General features: G+C 34.0%; 9 protein-coding genes and 1 pseudogene. All 10 read left to right on the forward strand.

Going from position 1 to position 12,012, the window contains the following annotated elements; translation table 11 throughout:
* Positions 1 to 66 precede the first annotated feature (66 nt).
* Positions 67 to 1,734 (forward strand): DUF262 domain-containing protein, encoded by a 1,668-nt coding sequence (locus tag ACR65M_RS13055; RefSeq protein ID WP_440273515.1) that lies wholly within the window; start codon positions 67 to 69, stop codon positions 1,732 to 1,734.
* A gap of 415 nt (positions 1,735 to 2,149) precedes the next feature.
* Positions 2,150 to 3,652, forward strand: a complete 1,503-nt coding sequence (locus tag ACR65M_RS13060) for a type I restriction-modification system subunit M (protein WP_440273516.1) — start codon at positions 2,150 to 2,152, stop codon at positions 3,650 to 3,652.
* Positions 3,642 to 4,922: a restriction endonuclease subunit S gene (locus ACR65M_RS13065; RefSeq protein ID WP_440273517.1), complete on the forward strand. Its 1,281-nt coding sequence runs from the start codon at positions 3,642 to 3,644 to the stop codon at positions 4,920 to 4,922. Before ACR65M_RS13060 ends, ACR65M_RS13065 begins: the two co-directional genes overlap by 11 nt.
* The gene (locus ACR65M_RS13070) at positions 4,919 to 8,062 is read left to right on the forward strand and encodes a type I restriction endonuclease subunit R (RefSeq protein WP_440273518.1); all 3,144 of its coding nucleotides are present in this window, start codon (positions 4,919 to 4,921) and stop codon (positions 8,060 to 8,062) included. Before ACR65M_RS13065 ends, ACR65M_RS13070 begins: the two co-directional genes overlap by 4 nt.
* Positions 8,063 to 8,283: 221 nt before the next feature.
* Positions 8,284 to 8,709, forward strand: a pseudogene (gene tmk / locus ACR65M_RS13075) (dTMP kinase); the annotation flags it as partial.
* Between the two features lie 164 nt (positions 8,710 to 8,873).
* Positions 8,874 to 9,203 carry a cyclic di-AMP receptor DarA gene (darA, locus tag ACR65M_RS13080; protein WP_077620134.1) on the forward strand — a complete coding sequence of 110 codons (330 nt, stop codon included), beginning with the start codon at positions 8,874 to 8,876 and terminating at the stop codon, positions 9,201 to 9,203.
* Positions 9,204 to 9,355: 152 nt separating this feature from the next.
* Positions 9,356 to 9,796, forward strand: coding sequence for a YaaR family protein (locus ACR65M_RS13085; protein WP_440273519.1), 441 nt, complete (start codon positions 9,356 to 9,358; stop codon positions 9,794 to 9,796).
* Positions 9,797 to 9,814: 18 nt separating this feature from the next.
* Positions 9,815 to 10,819 carry a DNA polymerase III subunit delta' gene (gene holB / locus ACR65M_RS13090; protein ID WP_121449321.1) on the forward strand — a complete coding sequence of 335 codons (1,005 nt, stop codon included), beginning with the start codon at positions 9,815 to 9,817 and terminating at the stop codon, positions 10,817 to 10,819.
* Positions 10,812 to 11,639: a competence/sporulation regulator complex protein RicT gene (gene ricT / locus ACR65M_RS13095; RefSeq protein WP_099353536.1), complete on the forward strand. Its 828-nt coding sequence runs from the start codon at positions 10,812 to 10,814 to the stop codon at positions 11,637 to 11,639. The genes holB and ricT overlap by 8 nt, the downstream gene beginning before the upstream one ends.
* A gap of 13 nt (positions 11,640 to 11,652) precedes the next feature.
* The gene (gene yabA, locus ACR65M_RS13100) at positions 11,653 to 12,006 is read left to right on the forward strand and encodes a DNA replication initiation control protein YabA (protein ID WP_099353535.1); all 354 of its coding nucleotides are present in this window, start codon (positions 11,653 to 11,655) and stop codon (positions 12,004 to 12,006) included.
* Positions 12,007 to 12,012: the final 6 nt, after the last annotated feature.

A 12,012-nucleotide genomic window follows, 5' to 3' on the forward strand; every position in this document is an offset into this window, starting at 1 on the left:
AAAAATGCATATTTGCATATAACTTGTTGTATCAAAGAATATGTTCCATCTTATGAGGTGAAATTAGTGTCTATAGATACAAAAAGGTTAAGCATAGGCAAATTACTTGGAAGCGTAAATGAGGTTTACCGAATTCCTCTATATCAGCGTCCTTATAACTGGGGGAAAGACCAGTGGAATGATTTATGGGAGGATTTAATTAGACTCGAGGGTGAAGAAACGCATTTTCTCGGTTCTGTTATAACTATTAGTCAAGAGCGTCAAAAGGGATTTAGTTATTTTGAAGTAGTTGATGGCCAACAACGAATAACAACCATATTGCTATTGTTGACTGCTATTCGTGATATAGCAGAAGAAATGGATAAGGATCGAGCTGCCTATATTAACAATTACTTTTTAAAAAGCTCAACTATCGATGAAACCGAGGCAAAGCTGATTTTGGGAAGGAAGGATAATAAAGTTTTTAAACGTTTAGTTGACAACAAAGTTAATCTAGAGGAGGCTAAGAATGAAAAATTAGTAGAAGCTTATAAATTTTTTAAAGACAAGCTTCAAAATAGCTATCTAAATTGGCAAATTGTCTATGCACGTTTACTTGATTCTCTTGATTTAGTCTTAATGGTCACAGATTCATACTATGATGCATTTAGGCTGTTTGAGACATTAAATACTCGTGGTCTATCACTTTCATCAGTGGACTTAATAAAGAATTATCTTCTAAGTAAAATATCGACCAACGATGTAATGGTAGAAGAGTGTATCGAAATTTGGGATAGCATAATTGAGAACATAGAAGAAATTGAGTCTGTAAGACATGATAAGGTAAGGTTTTTTAGGCACTACTTATTTTCAATAGAACCAGGTATAGTCCCAATACCAAAGTTATATCCAAGGTATCAAAAGCTTATTGACAATACAGATAAGGTAATAAACCTTATCGAGGATATTTGGGCAAAATCAGAACTTTATGTAAAGTTATTCAACGGTAGTTTAGGAATAAAAGAGGTTGATATAAAATTAAACACCATTGTTCGAATAGAGGCAACAACAAGTTATACTTTGCTTTTAAAATGCCTATCTGAAGGCCTACAAAAAGAGGACTTACTTAAAGTCCTTGAAGCAACAGAAATATTCACCTTGAGACGCAGTATTTGTAATATATCAACTAGGGATATTGATAGAATTTATAATCATTTAGCACTTGAGGCATTTAAACAAGATAGTCCTGTAAGTTATATCATAGAGTATTTAAGGAAGCGAACTCCAAGTGATACAGAGTTCTACCTTAATTTTCAAAGTCGAGATTTTACAAGGTCGGCACAAACGAAGTACATACTAGAAATGATTGAAAATGAATTAACAAATAACACCAAAGAAAAAATGATTAGTACTAGAACGGATGTTCATATAGAACATATTATGCCAAGAGAACTAATTAGAAAGAGAGCAGGTGATATTGAAAGTGATTGGAAGAATGAACTAGGTCCAAGAGTATCTGAATACTCATTATATGTAAATAGGATAGGGAATTTGACTTTATTAGGTAGCGAGTTAAATATTACAGCAAGTAATAGTCCTTTCAACGAGAAGAAAAAGAAATATGAAAGATCAGTAATTTCCCTATCGAAAGATATTTGTCAATATAAGAGATGGACGTTTGAGGAAATTGAAAATAGGAGTGAACAGCTTGCTAGTATAGCCAAAAAAATTTGGAACTTTAAAAAGCTTTTGTAATAAGTTTGCCTCCTATTTTCATACATCTATTTTGTTTTTAGTGTTGATTACATTATTTTTTCGTCAAAAAGTATTATGAAATTAAAAATAGACTGGCCTTATGTCAGTCTATTTTGCATTACTTATTAATCAGTTGGGAAAAGAGGATTTAAATTAGTATCCATCCAAAGTTTTAATTAATTGTTATATTACGATGTCCTGATCAATGCAGAAGGGATAGAATTTGTTAATTGATTAGAAAAAATTTAGCCGGTTTTATATAACAAAATAGAATTATTATCTGCTGGATATATATGTTATTTTTTAGGTTAAAATGTCTATAGTATGTTAAAATATTAACCATAAAGGACTAATATTTAGAAATAAAATTTAATAATTATATATATTCTTTTAATGAGATAAAGGGGAGAAAAAAATGGTGATTGAAACCTTTAAGGACATCGAAACACATCTGTGGGCTATGGCGAATAAGTTAAGAGGTAATTTGGACCCATCGGAATATAAACATACAGTTCTAGGTTTAATCTTTCTAAAATATGTTTCTGATTCATTTCAAGAAAAATATAACCAACTGGTAGAAAATGGCGATGATCCAGAAGATAGAGATGAATATATTGCAGAAAATATCTTTTTTGTTCCAGAGTCTTCAAGATGGAGTTACCTTGTTGATAATGCAAAAAAACCAACTATTGGCGTTATTATTGATGAAGCAATGGTAGAAATAGAAAAAGAAAATGATACTTTAAAAGGTGTGCTTCCAAAGAACTATGCGAGACCGGAGTTAGATAAGGTTAAATTAGGAGAATTAATTGACCTATTCTCATTTAAAATTGGTGGTAAAAAAAATCAAGAGCAAGACTTACTTGGAAGAATATATGAATATTTCTTAGGTAATTTTGGTTTAGCAGAAGGGAAAAATTCAGGATCATTCTACACACCAAGTGGAGTTGTAAAGTTAATGGTTAATATGATTGAACCATTTAAAGGTAGAGTTTATGACCCTTGTTGTGGAAGTGGTGGAATGTTCGTCCAGTCTGCACGTTTTGTTGAAGAACATGCAGGAAGGAAGGATAATATCCATATCTATGGTCAAGAGTATACAGGAACAACCTGGAAGTTAGCCAAAATGAACCTTGCGTTAAGGGGAATAGACGGAGATTTAGGTAAACGTGATGCAGACACTTTTGCTAATGACCTACACAAAAATTTAAAAGCGGACTTCATCTTGGCTAATCCTCCGTTTAACATGAAAGACTATTCCTTAAATACGGAAGATGTTAGATGGAAGTATGGGACACCTCCTTCTAGCAACGCCAATTTTGCTTGGATTCAGCATATAATTAGCAAACTTTCTCCTAAAGGTACAGCAGCATTTGTAATGGCAAATGGAACTCTAAGCGCTGACGGAGACCAAGGGAAAATTAGGAAGGCAATAGTAGATGAGGGTTTAGTCGATTGTATTATGACCTTACCCCCAAAGCTATTTTATAATACGCAGATACCAGCATGTGTTTGGATTGTTTCCAAGGATAAGAAGAAAAGAAAAGATAAAGTTCTATTTATGAATTTAACTGATATGGGAAGTCAATCACCTAGTGCAAGAACTGTAACTGAACTTACGGATGACGCAGTTAAGGTTATTTCTGACACATACCATAATTGGAAAGTTAATAACAACTATGAGGATAAACATGGTTTTTGTAGAGAAGTAACTATTGATGAGATAATTGAGAAAAATTATGTGTTAACTACAGGTAGATATATTGAAATGGAAGATATAATTGAAGAGGATGAAGAAAATTTCAGTGTAAAGATTACTAGAATTAAAGATGAATTAGAGTCGCTCTTTTTAGAATCCCATAATTTAGAAAGTAAAATCTTAGCGATTTTGGAAGGGGTAGAGCTAGATGAAAATTGATGAGAAATCATTTTGGCTATACTCAGAAATTCTATCACCAAGAACAGAAAAACAAGGTGATATGGATGTACCGGTTTATTCTGTCACAAATGAAGGGATTTTTCCCCGTTCTGAAAAGTTTGAGAAGACTTTATCGAAATCAAATTCCAAGAACAAATTAATCTATAAAGGTGATTTAGTTTTTGGTATGAGTCGAAAAATACTAAATTGGGGAGTTATGGAAGATGAGATAGGCTCTGTTAGTGGAGCTTATAACGTATTTTCTATTAATAAGGACAAAATAAATCCCTTGTATCTAAAGTTATATATGCTTGCAAACCCTGCCTATTTCTTAAATGTAATTAAACCAGGGGCTAGGGAAGGACAAGGTATTGATAAAAGTGTATTAATGAGTAAACAGATTCCAAAGATTTCTTTAGATGAGCAGAAAAATATTATCGAATCAATTAGGGCATTTGAAAATAAAATAACCGTCAACAATGAAATTAATAAACGGTTAAATGAATTATCACAATCTTACTTTAAGCAATGGTTTATTGACTTTGAATTTCCTAATAGAGAAGGCAAACCATACAGATCATCTGGTGGCGAAATGAAAGAAGTAAATTCTATAGAGATACCAAAAGAGTGGGCACAAAAGAAGTTAGAGGACGTTTCTGAATTCCAGAATGGTTATGCATTTTATAAGGTTGGTTATTCAAACGAGGGAATAAAAGTAATTGATTTAGGTAATGTCGATATATTTGGGAACTTTATAGAAACAAGTACTGATAAGTATATTTCAGAAGATATTTACGACCAGAAAAAAATGCAAAAATACCATGTTAAAAAGAATGATTTAGTAATAATCATGACTGATAGGAAACAAACAATGGATTTACTCGGGAAGGTTGGGAAGATAACCAAGGATACTCCATATATACTAAATCAAAGGGTTGGAAGAATAAGAGCTAATGATGGAATAAATGTAAACTTTCTTTATAGCTATCTAAATAGTGAGAAATGTTTAAATAAATTAAAAGCTAACGCATTGGGAAGTGTTCAAAAATACGTTAATACAGGGGATATAACAGGTCTTGAAATCATTGTACCTACAGAAGACATTATGATGAAGTTCAGCAGCTTAATCAACCCGGTTTTCGAGTTGATGGAAAAATACAGTGAAGAAAACTTTGAACTTGAAGGTTGTAAAAACTCTTTATTGCCTAAATTAGTAAATGGAGAAATATCTATTACTATTCCAACTGAAAAGGAGAATAGAGCTGTATGAGCTTAGATAACTTTATAGAATCAGACCTAGAAGAAGCTAGCCTAGAGTGGTTTGAAGAACTTGGTTATGAAAGAATATATGGTCCAGATATTGCACCTGATGGAGACTTTCAAGAAAGAGATTCCTATGCTGATGTGGTATTAAAAGGAAGGCTAAGGAACTCTTTAGAGGACATTAATCCAGAAATACCTGATTATGCTATTGATGAGGCAATTAGAAAGATATTAATACCACAAAAAATCACTTTACTGGATAATAATTTAGAGTTCCATAAGATGATAACTGATGGAATAGATGTTAGTGTTAAACAGTCTGATGGAAGTTATATGACTAAGCAAGTAAATATTTTTGACTGGGATAATCCAGATTACAATGATTGGGCGATAGTTAGTCAATTCACTATTATAGAAAACGGAATTGAAAAGAGACCCGACTTAATAGTTTTTGTAAACGGAGTCCCTCTTGTAGTTATAGAATTAAAGAGTTCTTCTGATGAAGACGTAGATATTGGTGATGCTTTTAACCAGATAGAAACCTATAAAGAAACAATTCCTTCATTATTTGTTTACAATGCTTTTAATATTATCTCAGATGGTATAAACGCACAGGCCGGTTCGTTAACAGCTAATACTGAGTGGTATAAAGCATGGAAAACAATAGATGGTAACAATATTGCTCCATCATCAATACCCGAATTAGAGGTTTTATTAAGAGGAATGTTGGACAAAGGTAGGTTTCTTGATATTATTAAGAGTTTTATAATGTATGATTCAGATGGAGAAAATACTTATAAAATACTGGCGGGATATCACCAGTACTATGCTGTTAATAAGGCCATAGATAATACTATAAAGGCATCTTCAACTGAAGGTAATAAAAGAATCGGAGTTATCTGGCATACACAAGGATCTGGTAAGTCCTTTTCAATGGTTTTCTATTCAGGAAAACTTGTAATAAACGATGAATTAAAAAATCCAACTATAGTTGTAATAACAGATCGGAACGATCTAGATGACCAATTATTTAAAACTTTTGATAGGTCACAACAACTATTAAGGTGTGAGCCTAAACAGGCTGGAGATAGAGCTGAATTGAGAACTCTACTAAATGGTAGGAGTTCTGGGGGAGTAATTTTCACAACCATCCAAAAATTTGTGCCAGATGATGCCGAAGAGTCCATGCCTATTTTAACAAATAGAAGAAATGTAATTGTTATGTGTGATGAAGCTCATAGAAGTCAATATGGTTTTTCTGCAGAGGTGATAAAAAATAAAGGACTAACCGATGCACATATTAAATTTGGTTATGCAAAGTATATGAGAGATGCTCTACCTAATGCTTCATATATTGGATTTACTGGTACTCCTATAGAGACAACAGATAAAAATACTCAAGCTGTTTTTGGTGACTACATTGATATATATGATATGACTAGGGCAGTAGAAGACGGTACAACTGTAAAAATATACTATGAAAGCAGGATTGCCAAAATCGAACTTTCTGAAAATGAAAAGCCTAACATTGATGAAAGTTATGATGAAATTACAGAAAATCAAGAAGAAACTCAGAGAGAACATCTAAAGAGTAAATGGTCTAGACTAGAAGCAATTGTTGGGGCAGAAAAGAGAGTTAACCTTATTGCAAAAGATATAGTTGAACATTTCGAAAACAGGCAGATTGCTCAAACATCTGGACCAGGTAAAGTAATGATAGTCTGCATGTCAAGAAGGATTTGTGTTGATATGTATAACGCAATAACAAGTTTAAGACCAGAATGGCATGATAAAGATGTTTCAAAAGGGAAAATAAAGGTTGTAATGACAGGGAAATCTTCTGATCCTAAGAGTTGGCATGTCCATTCTGGAACGAAAAAGCAAAGAGATGATTTAGCGAAGAGGTTTAAAGACACTAATGATGAGCTGCAGATTATCATTGTCCGAGATATGTGGCTTACAGGTTTTGATGTTCCAAGTATGAATACAATGTATATAGACAAGCCGATGAGTGGCCATAATCTAATGCAAGCAATAGCTAGGGTCAATAGAGTCTTTAAGGATAAGCAGGGAGGACTAATTGTTGATTATATCGGAATTGCAGACAACCTAAAAAGTGCTCTATCTCAATATACTGAGAGTGATAAGAGACAAACTGGTGTTGACACCAACGTTGCTGCAAATGTATTTCTTGAAAAATTAACTATAGTAAGAGAAATTTTACATGGCCATGACTATAGTAAATTTTTTAATAGCAAATCAAGTGAAAAAATGAAACAAATTGTTGAAACCATGGATTTTATAATGGGTTTAGATAAAGATAGGAAGAAAGATTACCTTAATCATGTTACTGAATTAGCTAGAGCATATTCTTTATGCTCTACAACGGAAATAGCAATTACTAATAACATAGAAGTGGGTTTCCATAAAGCTGTAAAATCAGGAATAATAAAAATATTAGGAACTAATGAAAAGAAGAAAACCAATAGCCAATTAGATATAGAAATAAATCAGTTAATTTCTAAATCACTTACATCTGATAAGGTTATAGATTTATTTGAATCAATAGGGCTAGATAAGCCCAATATATCAATTTTGTCAGATGAGTTTTTAGATGAGGTAAAAAATCTCCCTCAAAAAAATGTTGCATTAGAGCTTCTAAATAGATTAATTAAAGGAAGCATTAAATCATATGCAAGGAGAAATTTAACAAAGGCTAGGAAATTTTCCGAATTACTAGACTCATCAATAAGAAAATACCAAAACCGTACAATAGAGACTACAAAGATTATAATAGAGCTATTGGAATTAGCTAAAGAAATGAAAAAAGCCGAAGCAGCTGGGGAAGCTTCAGGGTTGAGTCTAGAGGAACTAGCCTTTTATGATGCCTTAACTTCAGATACAGATGCTTGTGGTGAAATTCCAAAGGAAGAACTAGAACAAATGTCTAGGGAGATAGTTCTGAAAATAAAAAACAACTTAAGTGTGGACTGGTCAATTAGAAAGAATGTGCAGGCGAAAATGAGACTGGCTGTTAAAAAAATTCTAAAAGAGCACGGATACCCCAAAGATAAAAGGGAAGAAGCAACAAAGTTAATAATGGAGCAGACACATTTAATGTGTGAGAGTGAAAGTGAAAAATTATAATTTTATTAGTTGTAAAGTGAAAAGCTTTTTATTGGATAATATTTTTAAGTGTCCCAAAATTAGTGCACATCATAAGTGCATAGTTGCTTTAAAACTATAAGAATTATGTGTGACACAAAACTTTGGTAAAGTTAAGTGTCCAAATGTAAATTTTGTAGAAGTTTAGAATAACCTTGATTTATTGGGGTTTATTAATTGGACACGTATCCAACTTATCATAATTTGCGGCTTCGCGTCGCCAACATTTAGTGGAGAAGGTCATTCCTGCATTAGAACAAGGAAAAATTGTTTTATGTGACCGCTTTGTGGATAGTTCACTAGCCTATCAAGGGTATGCACGAGGTCTTGGAATCGATGAAGTTTTATCTATTAATGAATTTGCTATTAATGGGTTGATGCCGTCATTAACTCTTTTCTTTGATATTAAACCTGAAAAAGGGTTAACAAGAATTGGAAAGAATGATGAAAGGGAAGTTAATCGGCTTGACCTTGAGAATCTTTCCTTCCATCAAAAGGTTTATGATGGTTATTTAAAGGTTGCAGCCCGTTTTAAGGACCGCTTTTCTACCATTAATGCTGAGAATTCAATTGATGTTGTATCAAAGGAAGCATTTGAAATTATTGAAAAGCATTTGAATTACAAGTAATGCTACGAATTGCCTCAAAAGTCTGATGACTTTTGAGGTTTTTGTTTTCGTTCTGGCTATACTTGTTATAGAATAAAGACAACATGGATATTCGCACAAATAGTTACCAAATTTCGTAATATGAAGGAACAAGTAAAAGTGATAAAATAAAGGGAGGCTAAACGATGAAGCTAGTCGTTGCAGTTGTGCAGGATAAGGACAGCAACCGTTTGTCACAAGCATTAGTCGAACATAATTTCCGAGCAACAAAGCTTGCTACAACAGGTGGTTTTCTAAAATCAGGAAATACTACGTTCCTTGTGGGAACGGAGGACATCCGTGTAAATAAATTATTAGATATTATTAAGGATAATTGCAAACATCGGGAGCAAATGATTGCCCCTGTTTCACCAATGGGTGGAAATGCAGATTCCTTTGTTCCGTTTCCTGTGAAAGTCGAGGTAGGTGGAGCAACAGTATTTGTGTTACCGATTGATGAATTTCACCAATTTTAACTTTATTAAGTGGGAGTACAGTCTCCCACTTAGTAAAGTTAAAGCTTCCAGCGGATACCACGATTTTTCAATGGAAGTTTTTCGAGCTTGCTCGAAAAAAATCGTGCGCAAATATGCCAAGGCGTATTTGATAAGAAGGTGACAATTAGTTCATGAAAATAAACCAGGATTTTCGTGTAAACATGGATAAAAATCACCCAAACCAATCCAATAAGGTTTCGGGAAATGTGAACTTTAGTAAATTTGTCCAACAGGAAGGTAATAAACTTCAAATGGAGCAATTGACAAAGCTCCTTTCTCAAATTGACATGGCTGGAGAACGACTCTCTCGCTCACAAACCTTTCAAGACTTAGCTTCCTATAAATCTCTTGTTAAGCGTTTTATCCATGAGGCAGTTGAATATGGAATGGATATAAAGCAATCCCACAGTTGGAATTTTAATGGACAAGGGAGAACGCATAAACTTATTGAGGAAATTGATAAGGAATTATTGGATTTAACGGAACAAATGGTTGACCAGGAGAGAGGATCAATTGATATTCTAGGAAATGTTGGATTTATAAAAGGATTATTAATCAACTTGTATACGTAATTGAAAGAGTGATGTATGATGGAAAAAACATGGGAACAACTTCAGGAATATCAGCCACTAGTCTTAAAGATGGTTGAAAATAGTCTCAAGAAGAACAGAGTGGCCCATGCTTATTTATTTGAGGGGAGCCGAGGTACAGGTAAAAAGGAAGTCGGCTTTCTTTTGGCAAAAAGTCTTTTCTGTCAGCATCCTGTTGAGTACAAACCTTGTAATGAATGTACAAATTGTCGTAGAATTTCATCGGGCAACCATCCCGATGTTCATGTCATCGAACCAGATGGTCTATCAATTAAAAAATGGCAAATTCAAGCGTTGCAAGAAGAGTTTTCAAAAACGGGTGTGGAATCAAATCGTAAAGTTTATGTAATTAACCATGCTGATAAAATGACAACAAATGCTGCAAATAGTTTGCTGAAATTCCTTGAAGAGCCGACAAGCCAAACAGTGGCCATTTTGCTAACCGAGCAAATTCATCGAATTTTGAATACAATTCTATCCAGATGCCAAATATTATCATTTCGGCCACTTGCTCCAAAGGTTATTTCCGAGCGGCTCATTGATGAAGGGATCTCTCCTACTATCGCTACCCTTGTTGCTCATACAACGAATAATTTGGAAGAAGCACGTGAGTTAAGCACGGATGCTTGGTTTGGACAGTCCCGTTCAATAGTGTTACAATTATATGAAGTAATCAATACAAGGCCAACCCATGCTTTCTTTTTATTGCAGGACCAATGGTTACCTCACTTTAAAGAGAAAGAGCAGTTAAGCTTTGGTTTAGATATATTATTGCTTATTTATAAAGATTTATTATATATACAGCTGGGTGATGAAGAGAAGCTTATCTTTCATGACCAGATTACTAGCTTTAAACAATATGCACTCAAGACGTCTACTAGACGTGTAAGTGATCAGATAGCAACGGTTTTAGAGGCGAAGCGTCGTCTATACACCAACATGAACCCACATTTATTAATGGAACAATTGGTAATAAAGTTACAGGAGGGATATAAGCTTGTATGATGTAGTTGGTGTACGCTTTAAAAAAGCGGGAAAAATATATTACTTTGACCCAAACGGTTTTACAATCCCTGACGGTGAATACGTGATTGTAGAAACGGTCAGAGGAATTGAGTTTGGCAAGGTTGTCATAAATAAAAAACAAGTCGATGAAAATGACATCGTACTTCCATTAAAAAAGGTCATCCGTATTGCGGATTCTAAGGATAAATTAATTGTAGAGGAAAATAAGCAAGCGGCAACAGAGGCGTATAATGTGTGTCAAGGAAAGGTAGTTGAACACAGCCTTGATATGAAGCTTGTTGATGTTGAATATACGTTTGATAGAAATAAAGTGATCTTCTATTTCACAGCAGATGGACGAGTTGATTTCCGGGAGTTAGTGAAAGATTTAGCGGCAATCTTCCGTACGAGAATCGAATTAAGGCAAATAGGGGTACGTGATGAAGCCAAGATGCTTGGTGGAATTGGTCCATGCGGAAGAATGCTTTGTTGCTCGACCTTCTTAGGGGATTTTGAGCCCGTTTCAATTAAAATGGCGAAAGATCAAAATCTGTCACTGAACCCTACTAAAATATCAGGTTTGTGTGGCCGATTAATGTGCTGTTTAAAATACGAGAACGATGAGTATGAAAGTGCAAAAGAACAGCTTCCAGACCTTGGTGAGATGATTGAAACAACAAGTGGTAAAGCGAAGGTTGTCGGGCTCAATATTTTGGAACGAGTACTACAGCTGGAATTAGTAGGTCGTGAACGTGTTGTTGAATATACGTGGGAGGAACTACTAAAAGAAGGAGCGATTTCGATTCAAGCCACAGAATAACGAGGTGGAATGCGTGGACAAAAAAGATATTTTTGAATCTGTTAGTAGTATGGAGAAACAAATTGGTAATCTGTATACTCAACTAGGAGAATTGAAAGAACATCTTGGGCAATTACTTGAAGAGAATCATAATTTAAAAATGGAGAATGATCTTTTACGTCGTCGACTTGATCAATCCATTTCAAAGAAAAAAGAAGAAAAAGCTGACAAAGCTTTACAAGAAGCAAAGCAGGTTGATATTGGTGAGGGATATGATAACTTAGCAAGACTTTATCAGGAAGGTTTCCATATTTGTAATGTTCATTATGGAAGTGTCCGTACTGAGGGTGACTGTTTATTTTGTCTCTCCTTTTTAAATAAGAAGTAGGTCCTT

This window comes from Ferdinandcohnia sp. SAFN-114 (assembly GCF_059415045.1).

What these genes read in the sequence shown, in the direction of transcription:
- ACR65M_RS13085 (WP_440273519.1), top strand. Translation starts at nt 9,356, where the DNA reads ATGAAAATAAACCAGGATTTTCGTGTAAACATGGATAAAAATCACCCA.
- holB (WP_121449321.1), top strand. Translation starts at nt 9,815, where the DNA reads ATGGAAAAAACATGGGAACAACTTCAGGAATATCAGCCACTAGTCTTA.
- ACR65M_RS13065 (WP_440273517.1), top strand. Translation starts at nt 3,642, where the DNA reads ATGAAAATTGATGAGAAATCATTTTGGCTATACTCAGAAATTCTATCA.
- darA (WP_077620134.1), top strand. Translation starts at nt 8,874, where the DNA reads ATGAAGCTAGTCGTTGCAGTTGTGCAGGATAAGGACAGCAACCGTTTG.
- ACR65M_RS13070 (WP_440273518.1), top strand. Translation starts at nt 4,919, where the DNA reads ATGAGCTTAGATAACTTTATAGAATCAGACCTAGAAGAAGCTAGCCTA.
- ACR65M_RS13060 (WP_440273516.1), top strand. Translation starts at nt 2,150, where the DNA reads ATGGTGATTGAAACCTTTAAGGACATCGAAACACATCTGTGGGCTATG.